The organism is Fibrobacter sp. UWH1, assembly GCF_002210365.1.
Lineage (GTDB): Bacteria > Fibrobacterota > Fibrobacteria > Fibrobacterales > Fibrobacteraceae > Fibrobacter.
Window position 1 is genome coordinate 1 of record NZ_MWQG01000049.1, and the last position, 20070, is coordinate 20070.

At 44.6% G+C, this 20070-nt stretch carries 9 protein-coding genes; all 9 read right to left on the reverse strand.

Annotated features, from left to right (window positions below):
- Positions 1–155: 155 nt before the first annotated feature.
- The 9 genes from B7992_RS14675 to B7992_RS14715 are packed head-to-tail and all read right to left on the reverse strand — an operon-like array spanning position 156 to position 20031.
- Positions 156–6500, reverse strand: coding sequence for a non-ribosomal peptide synthetase (locus B7992_RS14675; RefSeq protein WP_088666641.1), 6345 nt, complete (start codon positions 6498–6500; stop codon positions 156–158).
- Positions 6501–6502: 2 nt separating this feature from the next.
- Complete coding sequence (locus B7992_RS14680; protein ID WP_083542156.1) at positions 6503–8128, reverse strand: AMP-binding protein; 1626 nt, start codon at positions 8126–8128, stop codon at positions 6503–6505.
- 3 nt (positions 8129–8131) lie between these two features.
- The gene (locus B7992_RS14685; protein ID WP_088666642.1) at positions 8132–8782 is read right to left on the reverse strand and encodes a 4'-phosphopantetheinyl transferase superfamily protein; all 651 of its coding nucleotides are present in this window, start codon (positions 8780–8782) and stop codon (positions 8132–8134) included.
- Position 8783: 1 nt separating this feature from the next.
- Positions 8784–10217 (reverse strand): condensation domain-containing protein, encoded by a 1434-nt coding sequence (locus B7992_RS14690; RefSeq protein WP_088666643.1) that lies wholly within the window; start codon positions 10215–10217, stop codon positions 8784–8786.
- On the reverse strand, positions 10217–14473 hold the full coding sequence (locus tag B7992_RS14695) for a non-ribosomal peptide synthetase (RefSeq protein WP_088666644.1): 4257 nt from the start codon (positions 14471–14473) through the stop codon (positions 10217–10219). The genes B7992_RS14690 and B7992_RS14695 overlap by 1 nt, the downstream gene beginning before the upstream one ends.
- 2 nt (positions 14474–14475) lie before the next feature.
- Positions 14476–15546: a Gfo/Idh/MocA family oxidoreductase gene (locus B7992_RS14700; RefSeq protein WP_073160967.1), complete on the reverse strand. Its 1071-nt coding sequence runs from the start codon at positions 15544–15546 to the stop codon at positions 14476–14478.
- A gap of 1 nt (position 15547) precedes the next feature.
- A complete protein-coding gene (locus B7992_RS14705; RefSeq protein ID WP_073160921.1) occupies positions 15548–16630 on the reverse strand; it encodes a hypothetical protein in 1083 nt (360 codons plus the stop codon).
- Complete coding sequence (locus tag B7992_RS14710; protein ID WP_088666645.1) at positions 16627–19335, reverse strand: amino acid adenylation domain-containing protein; 2709 nt, start codon at positions 19333–19335, stop codon at positions 16627–16629. The genes B7992_RS14705 and B7992_RS14710 overlap by 4 nt, the downstream gene beginning before the upstream one ends.
- 3 nt (positions 19336–19338) lie before the next feature.
- The gene (locus B7992_RS14715) at positions 19339–20031 is read right to left on the reverse strand and encodes a thioesterase II family protein (RefSeq protein ID WP_217897620.1); all 693 of its coding nucleotides are present in this window, start codon (positions 20029–20031) and stop codon (positions 19339–19341) included.
- Positions 20032–20070 lie beyond the last annotated feature (39 nt).

Here is a 20070-nt window from a genome sequence, read left to right on the forward strand (position 1 = left end):
GGATTTTTTTTTGTTTTCAGCCTAGATCGGATTTACTTGACGATGAGAATCCGCGCCCTTTAACATAAAAAAGGTTCCCATTCTTTCTGAATGGGAACCTTTTTTAATAGCCTTGCACTGCCATGCAGTGCAGCGCAGTCGGCTCAGTCATGAAATTACGAAAGTTTTGCAGATAGCTCCTTGATATTTACAGCCTGAAGAATGTCATCAATGGTGACTGTCTTTCCCATTTCTGCTGTAATGGTATCCACAAGCTTCATAAGGATGATGGATTCTCCACCGAGAGAGTAGAAGTCGTCTTCCAGGAGGATATTCTGGTTTTCGAAAACATTTCTCCAGATGGTAACCAGCTGTTTTTCAGTTTCGGTGTAGGTGTCAAAGGATTCCTTTGAAAGGTTTTCCGATTCCTTGGCCATAGCTTCGGGGAGGGGGAGACTCTTCAGGTCAACCTTTCCATTGGCACTGAGTGGAAGTTCTTCTAGCACGACAATGCGCGAAGGAATCATATATTCCGTAAGGGTCTTTGAAATTTCGGCCTTTAAAACCTTCTCTGCGTTATCAACAGAAGTCTTTGTCACATAGGCAATGATCTGTTTTCCGCTTCCCGGAATGTCCTTCATTGTAGCCACAGCTTCCTGGACGTAACCTGTATGCAGAATTGCCGATTCAATTTCACCAAGTTCAATCCTAAAGCCGTGAAGCTTTACTTGGTTATCGGAACGTCCGAGGAATTCAATGTAGCCTTCCTTCTTGAGCTTTCCTACGTCACCCGTGCGGTAAATTCGCCCAAGTTTCGGGTGGTCAATAAACGCCTTGGAAGTCTTTTCAGGATCGTTGTTGTAGCATTTGGCAAGGCCAATGCCACCGATGAACAAGTCACCTTCCGTTTCAACGGGACAGAGTTCAAGGTTCTTGTTCAGCACATAGAACATCTGGTTCTTGAGCGGCATACCGTAAGGAATACTGTTCCATTCAGGTTTTACTTCACTGAACGGATAGGCTATGGACCAGATGGCTGCTTCTGTTGCGCCACCGAGGCTGATGAGGTCTGCTTTGGAGCCAGCATTCTTGGAGGTGGTACAGATATCTAGAGGAATCCAGTCTCCAGAAAGCAAAACCTTCCTGAGTTTCAACTCTGTAGAAATATTTGCATGGATCCTATGCTGCATTGCCATGGCGTATAGGATTGGGACGGAGTTCCATACGGTTACGTTTTCGCATGCTACTGTATTGCAAATTTCGTCCATGTTCCTTGCGTCGTTCACGAGTGCAAGCTTTGCTCCGCTGCTCAGACTTCCGAAGATATCATAGACACTCAGGTCAAAGCAAATGGAAGAAATGCCGATGAGAGCGTCGTTCTTATTGAGGCCAATTCGTTCGTTGATGTCAATAATTGTGTTGGCTACGGCTCCATGCTGCATGACAACGCCCTTGGGCTTGCCGGTACTACCTGATGTGTAGATAATGTAGGCTTCGTCTTCGGGGTAGCTTGTTGCAGGAACGTCAGTGCTATCGAGAGTTTTCACATGCTCCTGTTCAAGGAATGCCTTGCTCAGAAGAAGCTTGCAGCATGCATCTTGCATAATGAAGTCAATGCGTTCCTTGGGGTAAGCTACATCTACAGGAACATAGACTCCGCCGGCCTTCATAATGCCAACAATGCTTGCGATTGTTTCAATCTTGCGTTCGCCAAGGACTGCTACTCGGTCGCCGTGTTTTACATCCTTTTGCTTAAGCAGGTGCGCTATCTGGTTTGAAAGCTTGTCTAACGCTTCGTAAGTAATGGAATCGCCCTTGTTTACGACTGCAGTCTGTTCCGGGTATAGTTTTAAAGCCTTGTTTACAAGTCCAATCATGGTTTCCATGGGGGATTCGTGCATGGGTGGATTGTACTTACCCCATTGGCTATTGATGCCGAAGAACAGCAAATTCTGTTCACCTGCGGCAATGTAGCGGATGTTTTCTACAAAGTCGTTAAAAATGGCATCGATAACTTCTGGATCAAAGATTTCCTTGACGATATCCCAGGAAATGAAAAGTTTCTGTTCCATTTCGGCAATCTGGTTATCAATAAACACCTGTGGTGTCTGGGAAATGGAGTAGCGGAGCTTTCCAAGGACTTCGTAGTAGTTTTCCGGAGAATCGAAGAGTACGCATGTGAAAACGACTGGGAGAAGCGCCTTGCCAAACTGTCCGCTTTGTTTAGCGAGCTCGCGCATAATCTCTGTTCCGTCAAAGGAAAGATGCTCAAGACCTGTCATGATGCGTTCCTGGACGTAGCTTGCCGAGGTCCATAAATCCTTTTCCTTGACACTCAACGAGAGGGGTAGCAACTTGGTAAAATCACCGATGATCTTTTCTACATCCCTATGGAAAGGCTTCCTTTCGAAGGCGGTAAGGTTCAGCAATAGATCTTCTTGGTTGCACCATCTGGAGAGAACCTTTGCGTAAATTGTGCAGAGAAGTGCGGACGGAGAAACTCTGTGATTCTTGGCTACGGCCTTGAACTGTTTCCAGGTTTTTTTGCAGATGACCGCTTTTTTCCTTTCCATGGTATATTCCTTGCAGTCAGAGAGCTTCATGACTGTAGGAACATGGGGGTACGAGGGAAAGTTCTTGATTTCTTCCATCCAGTAGGACTTATCTTCTTCGATGCGCTTTGAATCTTTTGAATAGTCAAGATCGCGAATGTACTGTTCGTAAGAATAGTTGATTTCGCTTTCGAAAGGCTGCTTACGGAGAATTCTTGCGATGTCCGAGAAGAAAATCTGCATACTGTCGCCATCGCAGACCATCAGGTCAAAGCTAAAGAACAAAACCTTGTGGTTATCCCATTCAACCATCTTTAAGGTGAATAGCGGCCAAGTATCATGCTTGTAGCAGTGGTGCGAAAGCTCATTGCGGAGACGCATGATTTCTGCTTCATGGTTTTCGATGTTGCAGTGTACAACCTCTACATGGTACCTTGGCACATCGACAAGAACCTTCTGAATGCCCTGGGGAAGGAAAATTGCTCGCAGAGCATCATGTTTCTTGACAACTTGGTTGATTGCATTTTCGACATCAACTGCCTCATATTCCGTATCGATTTCAAAGAAGTAGTGAGCGTTGTACTTTCCAAGTTCAAAGTGTTCGTTCCTTCCATTAAGGTAAGCAAGCTGGACTCCTGTGAGAGGAAATGTCTTGTTCTTGGATACATCGCTTGCTTTTTGAATGTCTGCGCTTGCGGGCTTTACGCTTTCATTAATCTTGGATTCTGCAAATTGAGCAAATTCAAGAGCCGATTTAGCGTTGAGAATGGAGCTAAAAGGTATGCGAACGTTGAATTCCTTTTCAATACGCTGGGCAATACGCTGGGCCTTGATGGAATCGCCACCGAGTTCAAAGAAATCCATCTTTTCGTCAAGTTTCTGAATTTCAAGGACTTTCTTCCAGACTCTTAGGATTCTTTGCTGAATTCCTGTGAGGAAGGTGTTCTTTTCGACTGGTTCTTTTTCGGTTGTTCCTTTGCAGGCTACGCTAGACAAAGCCTTGCGATCAATCTTGCCATTTGGCGAGAGAGGCATCTTTTCAAGGTTTTGATAAAGATGCGGAACCATATAGCTAGGCAGGAACTTTGAAAGCTCGGAACTCAGCTTATCCTTTGAAATATTTTCCCCTGTGTAGAATGCGGCAAGTTGCTTGTTTGCATTGACAATGACAACTGCTGCTTCGATTCCATCGATGCTCTGCATGCATTGTTCAATTTCGCCAAGCTCAATGCGGTAGCCGCCAATTTTTACCTGGGAATCCTTGCGCCCGAGGAAAATGACATAGCCCTCACTGCTGAATTTTCCAAAATCGCCAGTCTTGTAAATGCGACCGTATTTTTTGTGATCAATAAATGCCGCTGCAGTCTTTTCTGGGCTATTGGCGTATCCTTGGGCAACGCCTACGCCACCAATGTAAATTTCACCCTTGATTTCCGGGGGGCAAATTTCAAGTTCGTCAGTGAGGATGTAGATGGTCTGGTTAGCGAGCGGATAGCCGTAGGGAATGCTCTTCCATTCGCTAGGAACCTTGGTAATGGGGTAATAGATGGACCAGATGGAAGCTTCGGTTGCTCCGCCGAAGCTATACACATTTGCGTTGGGGAAATGCTTGTGAATGCGGTCAGGAAGCGTAACGGAAATCCAATCTCCACTCAAAAGTACCGATTTGAGTTCTTCGTTGACATAGTCTTCGGGGAGGCTGTCAATGAATAGTTCCATGCCAGCGGGAACGGAGTTCCAGAGAATAGTCTTTGCATTGTCAACAAAGCTCTTGATTTCGGCAGTTTCTTGAATGTCCTTTGCGATGTCCAGTTCGGCACCGGTAGAAAGTGAGCCAAAGATATCATAAACGCTCAAGTCGAAACAGTAAGAAGAAAGCCCAAGAATTGTGGAATTTTCACTTACGCCAAAGCGTTTGTTGATGTCGAGAATCGTATTGACCATGGCTCCATAGGCAATGGAAACTCCCTTTGGAGTACCCGTACTTCCGGATGTGTAAATCACATAGGCAGTTGCCCCTAGATTTGAATTGGGCCTAAAGCAGTCTACATAGCTCGTTGTGTCAAGCTCTATTTCATTCGGATCAACAGTCATTCGACAATTTGAATTCTCATGAATGAAGTTCTGGCGTTCCTTGGGCCACTTGTAGTCAATGGGAATGTAGGTTGCGCCTGCTGCCATGGTGGCGAGAATGCTTACAACAGTCTGTACATTCTTCTGAACCAGGATGCCTACGGAATCACCCACAACAACTCCTTTGTCCTCAAGATACTTGGCAGCATGGCTTACGGCATTCTTGAGTTCGCCATAGGTAAGGCTTCTTGTTGAATCCTTGATAGCGGTCTTTGCGCTGAACTTGTCAAAAGAATCAATGATATAGGTGAGAGGATGCTTGATCTCAAATTTTTCACTAGTCTGGTTGTATTTATTGACAGATTCAATAAATTCAGGATCCTCTGAAGACATTTCTCCGCTATCGGCAAGAGCCTGGATATTTTCGGAGTAGAACTTGAACATGTCCTTAATTGTATTTGCAGGGAAAATCTTTTCGAGGTAATCCCATGAAATCAGGAGCCCGCCGTCGTTGGTCTTGCAGATTTGGTTATCGATACTTACCTGTGACGTTTGCGATTGAACATAGGTAACTTCAATATCCTTAGGGGCAGGGAGCTTTCCAAAAAGCATGCTCGTAAAGACAATGGGCATCGGGTTTTCGTTATCGATACGCTTTTTGCGAATGAGGTCACGAATGACTTCGACACCTTCGTATGAACTGTGATCGATGTATTCATACATCTTGTCGCGCACGGCCTGGAGAGTTTCCTTGAGGGATTTTCCCTTGAAAAGGCTTTCGCTGAAATCGTAAATGACGTTACTCGTGTAATCGCCAATGATGAAATCCATCCCCTCAATGCCATAGGGCCTGTTCAACATGGTAATATTGACAGAGAAGTCACTAGATTCGCTGAATCTAGCTATTGTCTTTAGATAGAGATAGAAAAGGACAATGCTGGAAGTAACGCCATTTTTTTTTGCGAAAATATCAAGTGCTCGAAGTGTTTCCTTAGAAAATCTTGCCTGTTTTCGCCTGCAGATATTGTCCTTGGAGGAGATTTTTTCTACAGTGGGGAGCTTTGGGGCTTCGGGAAAAGAATCTATTCGGCTATCCCAGAATTTTTTGTCGACATCATGCTTTGTGGGATTGGAACGTTCCTTAATCCACTGGACATATTGGGGATTTTCCTCAAAGTTGAAATTGGGAATTGCCTCGTCGTTGTAAAGCATCAAGAATTCTGTAGCGAGCCCCTGGGCGCTGAGACCGTCGATGAACATGAGCTCAAGGTCAATGGAGGTAATGTTTCCCTTTTCGGTTTCGATATTTACGATATTAAAAAGAGGCCACTTCTCGAGACTCCTTATTTCTGTTTGTACACGATTACGAGTGCCCTGCAGGTATGTTTCGGCCTGCTGTTCGGACATGTGCTCACGAGTAATCTTGAATGTTCTTGCAATGCTCTTGTCGTAAACACACTGATTTTCGCCGTTTACGAATGCTCGCAGGGCATCATGCTTTTCAATGAGATTTCTTAGGCAGCTTTCCGCCTTGTCCAGGTTAAAATTATGGCGGACTTCAAAATAGAAGTGCGTTGAATTCAGCCCATTGTGGAAATTCTGTTCGCGACCCAACCTATAGGACTGTTGCATCGAAGTCAGCGGGACTTCACGTTCAATGACGGTTTCCGTTCCCTTCTTTTCAAGAACCTTTCTTGCGAGATCCCCGATGGTTTCGGCTTGAACGAGATCCAACATGCCGAATTCTACACCCATGTTGTCCTTCAGCTTTCCCAGAAACCTGAACATCTGGATGGAATCCTCGAAAACCTCATAGAGCGAGGTATCCTTTTCGAGGTTCTTTTGTGTAATACTCTTGAAATTTGAAATAATTTCGTCAATCGACAAAGCGGGCATTTTTATACTCCTGTAATTTCACCATTTTTGAAGGCCAATAGCATCTTTTCCTTGGCTATTTTTCCAGTTCCTGTTGTAATGAGCTTTTTCATAGGGATGACCTTGTTTAGGCCAAAACCCATTTCGGAGAATACGTGTTCCTTGAGTTCTTTAACGGGAATATCCGCTGGATCCTGGGATTCTACAAACAAGTAGACATAGTTGTTTCCTGATGCAAAATCGTTATCTCCGCATACTGCGCAACGGTATCCGAATTTAGAGGTTATGACTTGTTCAATGTCGCGAAGGTAAATGTTTTTCCCGTGAATGAAAAACATATCTTTCTTGCGGCCAACCACATAAAGAAGGCCTTCGCTTAGGAATCCCAGGTCGCCTGTGTCAAGCCATCCGTCAATAAAGAGGTCGGACGAATCCTTGCTCAGATATCCGGTGCAGATATAGTCGCTTTTCACAAGAATGTTTCCAACTACATAATCGTTGAGCGGTTCGCCAAGATCATTGGATATTCGAATCTGCATCTCGGGAATGGCTCTGCCCTGGCATACGATATCGGCAATGTTTGCCTTAAGCACGTCAAGGTTGAAATCAATGCCTGCAGTAAGCTTTTCTGCATAGACTTCTGGGTATTCATGTTCCATATTGAAGGTCACTGCACCCAAAGCTTCTGTAAGGCCGTAAAGCGGTACTATAGTATTTTCTTTGAACCCAAAGTGTTTCATGGAATCGGTAAATTCCTTACAGACTTTCTTGGAAAGCGGTTCGCCACCATTTAGAATGAAGTCTAAGCAGGACAAGTCCCATTTTTCGTTCCCCTGGATTGCCTGCTTGAGTAGTGGATAGGCAAAATTGGGAGCCGCTGTTTTTGTTGCGCGAGTCTTGCTTACTGCGTCGAACCATGATTTAGGATTCTGAATGAATTCTACAGCGTTCATGTGAACCGCACCCAGATTATAGTACATCGGGATGACTATCAGTGTAACAATGCCAAAGGCATGTTCAAGGGGAAGCCATTGTAGCCAAATGTCCTTTGGACTAGTCTTAAGCGCCTTACCGAGGTTCTTGAGCATGAGCAGGAATCTCTGGTTATTCATCATAACGCCTTTCGGATCCGTAGTGCTTCCCGAGGAATAAAGCACGAGAGCCAGTGCATTTGGGTCTACATCCGCATATTCGATTTCATTTTCCATGTCGTCAGGATATTTCTCGACATTCTCGACAACGGTAATGATTCGATTCTTGTCTAGGTCTTTCCAGAAAAACTTGATGAATTCTGCTGTTTCACTATCTGCAATAATAGGAGCGGTTGGGTTATCGCCTGCAACGCGTTTTAGCCTTGTAACATGGTCTCTGCTGCGAGCTGCTGTCAAAAGAACGGGAGCGACCCCCATAGAAAGCAATGCGAAAAAGCTTGCTAGAAAAGCTTTCTTTGTCGCGGCATTAATTTGGAATAGAACCATGTCGCCTTGTTTTAGTCCATATTTTTTAAATGTATGGCGGGCGAAAAGGATGTCTTTCTCAAGGCTTGCCTTTGAATAGAGCGTTGTTGTTCCATCCTTATAAAGGGTGATCTTTGAATCACTCTTAAGGTAGTCTTTTAATCTTTCGTTAAGGGAGGGTAGTTGTTTCATGAATCATGTACCTGAAAGAATGTTATGGATTTGTTTAATGTTTAATTTCTTTATGGACTCTACGCTTGCAGAGCAGGACGTAATAACGGAATTCGTATCGTTGAAGACTTGCATCACCTGAAGCTCGTAACGGAAAGAATCTTCATCAAAAGGGGAGAAGTCCATCTTGTTGATCTTAGAGCTGATTCCTGTTCCCTGGCATTTGACGTAGCTTTCCTTAAGCGACCAAAAACGGGTGAACAAGGTAACTCCATTTGCATCCTGCTCAATTTTCCGTATCTCGTTAGGGTGCATGGCGCTTTTGATGCAGTCCAGGTTTCGCTTGTCTATTCCAGTAATGTCAACTCCAATATCTTCCTTGGAAATTCCGCAGACAACGCCTTCCCTGGCATGGGAAATGTTGAATTGGATAAAGGGTTCGTTCTTGAAATAGGGCTTGCCGTATTTACCAATTTCAAAATCTTCCATTATTCTTTTACCAGTCTCTATTACATAGGCTGATTTCAAAAGCAGGTAGGCCAAAGCGGAAATCTTCTTGTCGGCAAAGAATTTGTAGCGATCAATTTTCTGCTTTCGCTGTAGGCTTAGGAAAGGAGAAAATGCTACAAGATCATCCTCTGCAAAATTCTTTATGTCGGTTAATGCGTAGAGCATCTTATTCTATTTGGTTCCAATCTTCTGTTAATAGTCGACGTAAAAGGGCAATGTTGTCATCCATGATTTCCTTGATTGTTGAATACTCGAAAGCCATTTTTACATAGTCGAAGCACAGTGAAAGTGATCCGTCAAAGTCTGTAACCTGGTAATCCAATACGACCTGCGGGGTCTTGCTCAGGGAATTTGTCTGGCGAATTCCACCGGGGAGCGTATTGACCGTCTTGCCACCATCGAGAACGCAGGTAAGCACAATGGGGAGCTGTGCCTTCATAGGGCGCAGATTCTCCTTGAACTTGAGTATCTTTGTTCCGTCATAGGAGTGGAACCGCACGAATTGCCACATTTCCTTTTGAACGGCCTGAATGCTCTGTAAAAAACTGCCGGCATTCTTTGACAGCGTTAGGTAGGCAATATTTGTAAAGTCGCCAACGACGCTATAAATATCCTTGTGTAGCGGCTGCCTATTGTATAATGTTGAGTTGATGGTGATGGCGTTGCCTTTGCTGTGCTTCAGTAAAGTCTTTAGCAGTACGCAACTTACAATGGCTGAAGGTGTCGATCGGTAATTTTTTGCCACCTGCTGTAGTTTTACGTATTCCTCTTTTGTAATGCCGCCAGTCATTCGGTCGAAACGGTGATTGTGAATCTCGGAAAGAGGCTTTGCGTAAGGCAAATCCGGTTCTACCACGATTTCATTCACCTTGCCTTTCCAATAGGCTTCTGCTGCGCTGTAGTCCTGCTTTGACTCAAAGGCAGACAATTCTTCGCTATATTGCTTAAAGCTGTAGCCTGGCCACGTTACCGTTTCGCCATTATAGATTTTCAGCATCTGCGTAATGGCAATTTTTGCGCTGAAGGAATCCATGATAATGCAGTCAAAATCAATGTGGAGAATGTCCTTTTCTCCGCTCACATGGGAAATGCGGAATGTAAATAGCGGCCATTGGTCAAGTTGATAGATGTGGTGATTCCACTCGCTTCTGCCCTTAAGCCTTTCCTCTGCGCTAGTGAACGTATATTCCTTGATATTCACATGGGGGACATCTTCGAGGACTGCTTGGGTGCCATTTTTAAAGATGATAAGCCGCATAGCATCGCAATGGGCGATTGTCTCGTTGAGGGCCTCCTCCATCTTGCATGCGTCCAGGGGAATATCAGACGTGAGTTCCATGTAGTAATGGGTATTGATGCCGCCAAGGTCATAAATCTCGTCACGTCCGGTCAAGTAGGACTTTTGAATGGACGTGAGAGGGAATGCCTTTGATGCAAGTTCCTTTTGATGGTTCAGATAGGCAATAATTTTCTCTTTATGCTGCTTGAGAGTTTCCTTGTCTTCGGTGGTCAAAGCGGACTTTGTTGCGCGAAACTTCAGCTTTCCGTCTTCGGTCCAAAGCAGGATGCCTCTTTCTGCAAATTCAGAAATCAGCTGCATTATTCAGCCTCCTTGTGGGCATAGCTAAGCTTTTGGGCGAGTTCCTTTGCGTATGTCGGATCGTCGATGCAGCTAAAGTGGTTCCCCTTGATAATCTGGAGCTCATAATTACCAATGCAGAGTTCTTCCCATTCCTTGTAGAACATGCCGAAGTATCTGAATACGCCTTCTTTATTTTCGGCCATAAAGTAGCGTACATTGCCAAAATACGGGGTTGGCGTGTAGAATCCCAAAATACTTGTATTATGGGTATATAACTTTAATAGGCGTTTTAGAGTCTTGTCATCGGCAGTGTGGGCGAAGTTCATGCTGTATTCTTTGCAAAGGGCGAGAATATCATCGTCATTCATTTCGAGGAACTGCTTGAGCTTTGAACCATCCTTCATTAGGTCTGCTGTGGCAATGATTTCTTCCTTGCCAATTTCAGTCTTCTTGCTTGTTTCAAGTATTTTCTGGAAACATTCGGCACATTCTACCGCATCGAGACCCCATTTCATAAGGTCAACGGCAAGCATTTCAGAAAAGAATATGTTACGGGTGAATATCGTCTTGCTTGTGAAACCAAATCGTGTTCCGTCAATAATCGAGAGGTCAGGAACTTTGACACCGGCTTCTTCCAAACGTTCTGCAACTTCAATTGCTACGGATGAAATAAAGCAATAGCCAATCAGTTGAACGCTCTTTGCCCCTGTTTCAAGGATATGCTTGGTGAATAACGCAGCAAGTGTCGTTCCGACATCTTCCGGTTTTACGCTAAAGTAGCCTTCATCATCATCAATAGCGAAGGTATATACCTCGCCTTCATTCTGGGCCTGAAGTGTGGGAACAATATACTTGAATCTATCCGGATTCCAGAAAATGGGTGGGAGAATGACTCGAATTTTCCCATCCTTGATTTCTCCATTCCCGTAGTGCACCATGCGGATAAAATCGCCCTTGTCCTTCTTGACTTCATTTTCTTCCTTATGGAATAGGAAGTTTGCCGTATCGCGTACAGTGGGGTAGTCTAGCATCTGCTTTAACAGAATATCAAAGGGCATCTCAATCTTGAGCTGGGTGCGAATAGATGTCGCTACCTGAGTCATCATGATTGAATTTGCGCCAAGGTCATAGACGTTTTCTTCGGGGCCAATCTGATTGACCTCTAAAGCTTTTTTCCAAATTTCAGCAATTTTTTCTTCATCTGGAGTTATCGCCGAGTCTGTATGGGTATCCTTGTTGCAAACTTTCTTGGATTCAATGAGTGAGAGTACGGCCTTTCGGTCAATCTTTCCATTGGTGGAAAGTGGCATTGCCTCCACGATTTCGATATGGGAGGGGTGCATGTAGTGGAGCAGGTACTTATCGATGTGATTCTTAAGCCCATCCTTATCGATTTCGCCGGATTTTTCAATCATGGCAAAAATTTCATTTTTGTCGGCACTTACGATGGCTACAGCGGCGCGTACGTTTTTGAATTCCAAAAGCACATTTTCGATTTCACCGAGTTCAATGCGATGACCGCGAATCTTGACCTGGTTATCTCGACGGCCGAGAAATTCAATTTCACCTCCATGGAGGTAACGGCCAAAGTCTCCGGTAAGGTAGACACGTTTTGTAGTTCCTGGAAGGAATACGAACTGCTTATCCGTGCGTTCCTTGTCAAAATGATAACCGAGGGCTACGCCATCGCCACCCAGTGCAATTTGACCGGGTACAAGTACGGGGCAATCTTCGAGATTTTCATCGAGGACATACATGGTCTGGTTCGAAAGAGGCCTTCCATAGGGGAGTATCTTTAAACCGTCATTGGCGTCATAACGGTGGTAATTTGACCAGATAGAAGCTTCAGTAGCTCCTCCAAGACAGATGACTTCTGCTGTTGGAGCGTATTTTTGGATGGTCCCCGGCATATCGACAGGAATCCAGTCGCCAGAGAGGAATACCTTTTCTAGCGGAAGCTTGGGATTAGATACAGACTCTGTATAGTTGAGGAGTATTTTCATGAGAGCGGGAACGCTATTCCATAGCGTAATTTGCTTTTCGTGAAGCAAGCTGTACCAATAGGCGGGGTTCATGTAATCTGCCTTTGGCGGATAATAGATTGTGCCTCCTGCACCAAGAACGCCAAAGATGTCATACACGGAAAGGTCAAAATTGAGCTGAGAAAGTCCAAGGACGTTGTCATTTGATGAAACGTGAAATCTTGCATTCATGTCATCAATAGTGTTCATTGCACCTGCATGGGTAATGACAACACCCTTAGGTTCACCGGTACTTCCGGAGGTGTAGATGACGTAGGCTACATCATTTGGATCATTGCTTACTTCTGTAAAACCTTCCGTGGGGGCAAGGGTATCCACATTGATTAAGGTGTATCCTTCGGCTTCCGGGTGTTCTTCTGTGGAAACGCCTAAAACAACCTTGCAGCCTGATTTTGTCATAATTTTCTGGGCTCTACCGCTAGCGTGTGCCGCAGAAATAGGAATATAGACCGCTCCTGCATAAAGGATTCCCATGACGCTTACAATCTGCCAAGCGCTCTTTTCCATAAGGACAGGAACCGAATCACCTCTTTTTACGCCGTTATCTACAAGTGCCTGGGCGAGTGCACTGGCTCGCAGGTCAAGTTCTCTGTAAGTAAAATTGGTGATGCCGTCATCAACGGCAATCTTTGCTGGGTTTGCCAATACATTCTTTCTAAAGTCAGCTTGCAGCATACGGACGTTCCATTGACGTTGCGTGCTGTTGGCGGTAGTACGTTCTTCGTGGTCCTTTTGAGGTATGGCTAGATTCTTTATGAGTGTCCAGTCTGCATTTTCATCAGCCAATGACTTTAAGCGTTCCTCAAAAGACTTGAACATAGCGTCAATGATATCTGGTGCAAAAACGCCTGCTCTCAAATCCCAGTTGACCTGTAGGCCGAAAGATCCATCCATGACCTGGCAGTCTATGAACGTTTGCGGAGTTTGGGATATACCCCCGCAGAATTCAGCGCGTAAAGGCTTTGACGATTCAGAAAGCCCTATGGCGCTGGTGTACACGATAGGCATAGAGATACCATTCTTCTTTGTCTGCCTGGATATTTCGCGCATGACCTCTACGCCACTGAAAAGTCTGTGGTCGATATCGTCAAATAGCTGGGCGTTTAAGGTTTTGGCCCTTGTTAAAAAGTCTGTCTTTGTATTGTTATGGATTTCAAGAAGGCTTAAAGATGTAAAGTCCCCAACAATTTCCATAACATCCTTGTGAAGGGGGAGGCGGTTAAGTACCGTCATATTGATGCAGAAATCCTTGTTTCTGCTCCACTTGGCAAGGACATCGGCGTAGGCGGTAAGGACGGGGACGGTCGGCGTAAGGCCATATTGCTTTGAACGAGTCTTGACCCTGTTCCATTCTTCAGGGGAAAGCCTTGTGAACTTTCGTTCAAAGGCGTCTTGAACCTGGTCAATCGAATTGATCGGCAATTCTGGAGATTCGGGGAGGTTCGGGATACGCTCCATCCAGTATGCTTTTTCGCTCTGGTACTGCTTACTTTCCTTGATTTTCTTCTCGGCTATCAAGTAGTCCCTGAACGAAATTTTTTCTTCACCTTCAATGGCGACGTTGTCGAAATAGGCTCCTTCAAATTCTGCCACGAGTTTCCAGATGCTTGTCCAGTCGGCGATCAAAAATTCAATAGAAAAATGGAGAATGCTGTAATCTACGTGCTTGGAAACGGCTAGTCCAAACATTGGCCACTTGCCGATAGTGTAGGCCCTATTTCCCATTTGTTTGCGGAATTCTTCAAAAGCCTCTTTATTTTCAGGTTTCTTGACTAAATTCCATTCCGGGATTTCGAGGGAGGGGACCTCTTTTAATACCTGCTGGAATCCCCCTTCGTTAATTACCGCATGTAGCATATCGTACTTGCGGGTGAGCGCATTCCAGATTTCAAGGACTCGACTTGTATCTAGATCCTTGTACTTGAGTTCCAGATAGACGTGGCATGCGACGCCACCATAATCATAAAGTTTGCTTCTACCGACGAGATAGGCAGACTGTACATCGGTTAGAGGGAAGGGCTCGTAACGGTTTGTTCGGTCAATTACAAATTTTGAATTCTGTTCGCGTTCTTCAAGGGTCTGAAGAATTGCTTCCTTATTCGCCTTAAGTTCTGCCATGACATCTGGCGTCATGGTTTCCTTAGAGGCTTTGTATTTGAGTTTTCCGTTTTCGGACCAGAGCAGTATGCCTTTCTTTTCAAAATTGTCTAGGATATTTATGGTCGTCTGCATTGTTAAACCTCGCTACAGTATTTCTTGATTTCGTCGGAAGGAATGTAATGGTGCCCATCGGGCGTGATGAACTTTGCAAAACCCATGGCAGTGGTAAATTCTGCCCATCGTGTTGCGTATGTAATTGCTCGCTGAGCCATGGGGCCGATATTGGCGTGTTCGTCAATCATTCTTGAAAGATTTTGGATGTTTTTGCCGATTGCCTTTTTCCAGTCGTCAAGAAGAACATCCTCGAAGCTCTTTGCCGAGAAATTGTTCATGATTTCCATGGTCTTTTCGCAGGCGTAGGCTGGCATATCCTTTCGGTTTTCCGGATTGTACATTGCCTTGGGCATGTGCATCCTGGGTTTCCAAAGGACTGGGCCAAAGGTATCTTCAAGAATGAGACGGCCTGATTCGTATACAAAGGCGAAATTATGCAAAAGTTGCGAGTAATTGTCTCTGTCTTCGGCAAAGACGCGGTTGTTGTATTCAAAAGCAAAGGGGATGTTCCCTATTTTGCCTGTCGCAATATCGAAAGGCCCCAAATTTTCAATAGTATTTTCGATTCGTAGCGAATAGAGCGATGGCAAAGCCTGTGAAAGAATGTCGAAGGTAGGGTAGGCTACTTGAGGAGCGAAAGCTCCCTTGATATAAAGAGGAGGCTCCTTCTTGTTTAGCGCCTTTGCTATGCGAATGAATCTTGAAACTTCGGGCAGTTCCGTGTAAAGGTCGCTTGTTAAAAAGTAGGTCTTATTTTTCTGCGCTGCCTTATAGCATTGAGTCAAGTCTTTGGGGTGTATAGGCTGTTCCTGAATAACGCTTACACCCTTATTCAGAAATTGCAGCGCCATATCGGTCCCACATCCGCCAATGGTTGCGGCACTCACGATTACGCAGGCGATATCTACTTGTGGAATTTCGTTAAAATCGGTATAGAGGGGTATATGGTAGGTTTCAGCGCATTTTTTTGAGCGATCGCTGCCCTTTCCATAGAGGCCTACAAGCACAAATTCATCAGGTAGACTTTGGAGTGCCTGAATGTACATTTGGCCGAATGAACTTCCGCATACGACGACTTTCTTTCTATTCATCCTAAATTTCTCCTTCCAGTTCATCTACGGGATCGTTGGATGTGGAGCTTTTCTTGATTCTAATATCTGAGTCCTTGTTTATAAGGTCAATGACATTTTTGAATAGTGATGTTTCGCCAAGTAGAGACTTCTTGTTCTCCATTTTGACACTTTGCATAGTAAAGACTGTTGCTGCAGCGCATTCACCAGTAAGTCTTGAGGCCCCAATTCCCGATATGATAATTTGGCTTTCCTGTTCCTTGCCCTTCTGCATGCCCTTTATGGAACACGCGAAAACGGCATCTTCCTTAACACCGAATAAATCAAGCTTGTTTGCTGTACAAAGCCTTTCGATGGTTTTATCGGGGTTTTTCCTGTAACTTTCCCTGGCGGAGTCTAGTTCTTCCAAAGTTCTCTTGCCGATTATGCACATTTGCCAGTTTCCTATTTCTGGCTTAAGCTTTTCGGCAACGGCTCTCGACTCGTCGTCAAAGAATGGATAGAGCCTGAATGTTGAAAACTTCTGTCTAAAAATTTCAAACTTGCACTGGCTTGGAATATAAGGTTCAAGCTTTCCGTTTTTCCAATAAATCATGGAGTGGTTGGTATCGGAAAGGATTCCATTCATATAGTCCCTTGCAGCAGCTTTCGATATGGCGCTGCAGGTACCGTATACAAAGTCAAGTTCTGAAACCGAGTCGAATTCAGAAGCCAAATACTGAGGGATAAGACCCGAAAGTCCAGGAATGCTCCCTGAGCCATAGAGAATGGGTACCTTGGAATTGCTACGGGAAAAACCGTTAATTCCTAAGTGAGCGAGAGGAATTCCCATATCTTCGGCAACATCATCCATGTTTTTCATGTTGGCATCTAAGGTGCTGGTTGCGTCAAGCACGCAGCTGCAACCATTGAAAAAGTTTCGGATGCTATCCTTATTACTTACATCGACGCTTATCCATTCTGCATTGGAAAATTCGGAACGGATTTCGTTTGATATGCTATCTACGTTCCTTCCGCCAATTCGAATTTGTGTAATACCGAGTTTTGAAAGAAATCTGACGGCATGGAGCCCAATATTACCGTAACCACCGATAATACCGATCATATTTCGCCCTCTTCCATATTTTCGGATGCTTCCATTTCGGAGCTCAGCTTCTGGGCTAAAATATCGAGTTCTGGATGCTCAAAGAAGTCCTTTAGCGAAAGCTTGACTCCGTATTTTTGAAGAAGTACTTCAATAAAGCGGGTGGCGAGCAGGCTATCACCTCCAATTTCAAAGAAGTTTGCCTTGCGGTCAATGTGCGGAATGGAAAGGAGATCTTTCCAGATACAAGCGATATCTTCCTCCTTGCCAATGTAATTTTCATCGACACTCTCTTCACCGGCCTTCTTCTTTAAAAGTTCGGTAAGATACTTGCGGTTTAGTTTTCCGTTTGGAGTCAAGGGGAACTTTAAAAAGACTTCAATGCGGGCGGGAATCATGTAAGGAACGAGATTCTGCTTAAGGTAGATGCCCAATTCTTCCATTGGAATCTTGGGAGCGGAAGCTTCCTTTTGTGCAATGAGCACCTGTGAGAACCCATTTGTGTTCAAAATGGTTGCTTCTTCAAAACGGCTAGCTTTAAAGAGTGATTCCCATTCGCTATCCGTCAGGAGAGATGTTCCCTTGCGGCTGCGGGAGTAGTCCTTGAAGCCGTCTTCAAGTACAGCGGAGCTTATGACTGCGATGGGGTCAAAATTTTCGAAATCAATGGCGTAAAGCTTTCCACCTGCCTTTAGCATTAGGTAGGCAAGCATAAGAGCCTCTGCCGGGTTTTGATAAGTATGCAGGAATCCTGCATCTACCACAAAATCAAAGCTCTGGAGTTCTTGTACGGGAGCAACTAAGTCCGAAATGGCAAAGTTTATGTTGCATTTATCCTTGAATTGAGCAAGATTTTCCCTTGCCATGGAAAGCATGCCTGTTGATTCATCAAATACGGTTACATCCACCGGTTGATTGGTTTCTTCTAGGAACTTTCTTATGGTAAGTCCGGAACGACCGTTGAGGAATGCGATTTTTGCCTTAGGGTAGTTCTTGATTTCTTCCTGGAGTGTCTTTACGAATTCACCATAGGCCTTGCTTTGCACCATGATTTTTTCTGGTGTGAAAAGATCATTTTTGAGAAGATTGGTTGCTGGGATACTCTTGTTGAGAACATCGCGCAATAGGGTTATGTTTTCGCTAGAAAGGAGTTTCCTTGAAAATTCAGATTCTTTGAAGACGGGCTTTTGGATAATGTTTCCGTTATGGTCCATAAAGCCGTTGGACTTTAGCCATACATTCCAGAAATCAAATTGCATGGAATCACTCATGACACGAATCATGAATTCCGCAACAATATTCTTTCTATCGAGAATTTCTTCCTTATCGGTTTCCTTCTTGAAAAGTGAAACGGATGGCTGCTGAGAGGCGCTATTCGTTGTAGGGACAACTGCCGCAGTAATTTCCTTCTTTGCTCCATTTTCGGTAACAAGGGCTACGGCATTGACATAGTTCTTATGCTTCTTGATGACATTTTCGATTTCGCCAAGTTCAATGCGGTATCCACCAAGCTTAATCTGCGTATCTAGGCGTCCCATAAATTCGGTATCTACACAATCCATAAAGCGAGCCTTGTCGCCAGTACGGTACCAGCGTTCGCCATCAATTATGGGGAATCTTTCTGCAGTAAGTTCAGGCTGGTTGAGGTACCCTTCGGCCACACCTTCGCCACCAATCCATAGCTCCCCAGGAGTACCTATGGGACAGTCCTTATTATTTTCGTCCACAACGCGGATCTTTTGATTGCGCAATGCATGTCCATAGGGGATAGATTTCCATTCCTTCTTGATTTCACTTACGTTGTAGATTACGGACCAAATGGATGCTTCCGTTGCTCCACCAAGCGATGTAAATTGAATAGAGGGCCAAATTTTATTTGTTGTATCAAAGAGCGAAAGAGGAATCCAGTCGCCCGATAGTAAGACTGCGCGCAGAGGGACTCTAGACATATTGTTCATGACGATGCAGAACATTTCAAACAGGGCAGGAACAGAGTTCCATAGCGTAATCTTCTGTTCTTCTGCGATGGCTTTCCATACGGAGGCCTCCTTCTTGGTCTCTTCCGAAAGTACGGCGAGCTTTCCACCGGCACTGAGGATTCCAAACAGGTCGTATACGGAAAGGTCGAAGTCAAGCTCGGAAATAGCCATGGCCGCATCATTTTCGCAGACATTGAATCTGGCGTTGATATCGCGAATGGTATTGCTTGCGCCCTTATGCGAAATCATGACGCCCTTGGGAACACCTGTTGTTCCCGATGTAAAAATGATGTAGGCGAGAGCATTTTCATCGGCGACGATTTCACTTTCGTCAAGGGCTACAAAGCTTGATGAATCTTCAATAAAGGTTACGGGACGCTTTTCGTCCTTGAAAAATTCCTTGTGGTCATAATCCGTAAGAACGCCACTCATATGGGCGGCTTCAAAGATCTTTTGCACGCGTTCCATGGGCTGGTGTACTCCAACGGGCACATAGGCTGCGCCAATGGATTGAATGGCGAGTGCTGCAATGACTTGATTCATGCCCTTAGGTAGGACAATGGCGATTAAGTCCTTTGTCTTGAACCCTTTTGACTTGAGCATTCCCGCGACGTTCATTACTTTAAGGAATAAATCACCGTATGTCAATTCGGCGTAAGAACCGTTGCTATTCCTTGCTACAAGTGCAATTGCGTTTGGAATAAGTTTCGCCCTTTCAAGAACGGCTGTATGAATGCAGTTTGTCATTGCTTAGATGCCCTTTGTCAAAAAATCTTGGTAGTTGCTTGATTTGAGTACAAAAAAGTGATCTCCGTTGAATTCCGTAAATTTTGTACCCTGAGTAGTTACATAACTCCAATGCGACATAATTTCTCTAGTCGCTCCGATATCCATTGTGCCTGCATGGAGATATATTGGGGTATCCACATGCTCGCCATGGTAAATTAGACTCTCGTTAAGTTTGTAGTCCTTGCGTACCTCGGGAAGAATGAATTGCAGAAGTTCCTTATTTTCAAGAATTTCAGGAGGGGTTGCGTTATATTTCTTGAGTTCTGCGATCAAGGCATCGTCATTCATGTAGCTCTTGAATTCGCTTGGATCCTCATCCTGTGGGGCCTGGCGGCCTGCGGCAATAATCTTGTCTGGATGAATGTTAAACTGCTTTTCAATGTAGTTTGCTACATAGAAGGCCATGGCTGCACCCATGCTGTGTCCAAAAAGGGTGAATTTTTTGTTGAGTGCAACTTTGACGATATTTTCGGCCAGTGTCGGTAAGATTTCGCTAAAGTCGTTAACGAACGGCTCGCGCCTACGCGTTCCCTTGCCGGGAAGCTCAACGCAAACGAAGTTCTTTTCTCCTTTATTGAGAGTCCATTTTCTATATACTCCGGCATTGCCTCCCGCATGATGAAAACAGAATATTTTTTGAGGCATCATCAACATGTGTGGAAGCATTTAGGCTGCCTTGCTAGATGATTCTCT

Excerpts from the sequence above, each read along its gene's own strand:
- B7992_RS14675 (WP_088666641.1), bottom strand. The coding sequence starts at position 6,500 with ATGCCCGCTTTGTCGATTGACGAAATTATTTCAAATTTCAAGAGTATT.
- B7992_RS14680 (WP_083542156.1), bottom strand. The coding sequence starts at position 8,128 with ATGAAACAACTACCCTCCCTTAACGAAAGATTAAAAGACTACCTTAAG.
- B7992_RS14685 (WP_088666642.1), bottom strand. The coding sequence starts at position 8,782 with ATGCTCTACGCATTAACCGACATAAAGAATTTTGCAGAGGATGATCTT.
- B7992_RS14690 (WP_088666643.1), bottom strand. The coding sequence starts at position 10,217 with ATGCAGCTGATTTCTGAATTTGCAGAAAGAGGCATCCTGCTTTGGACC.
- B7992_RS14695 (WP_088666644.1), bottom strand. The coding sequence starts at position 14,473 with ATGCAGACGACCATAAATATCCTAGACAATTTTGAAAAGAAAGGCATA.
- B7992_RS14700 (WP_073160967.1), bottom strand. The coding sequence starts at position 15,546 with ATGAATAGAAAGAAAGTCGTCGTATGCGGAAGTTCATTCGGCCAAATG.
- B7992_RS14705 (WP_073160921.1), bottom strand. The coding sequence starts at position 16,630 with ATGATCGGTATTATCGGTGGTTACGGTAATATTGGGCTCCATGCCGTC.
- B7992_RS14710 (WP_088666645.1), bottom strand. The coding sequence starts at position 19,335 with ATGACAAACTGCATTCATACAGCCGTTCTTGAAAGGGCGAAACTTATT.
- B7992_RS14715 (WP_217897620.1), bottom strand. The coding sequence starts at position 20,031 with ATGTTGATGATGCCTCAAAAAATATTCTGTTTTCATCATGCGGGAGGC.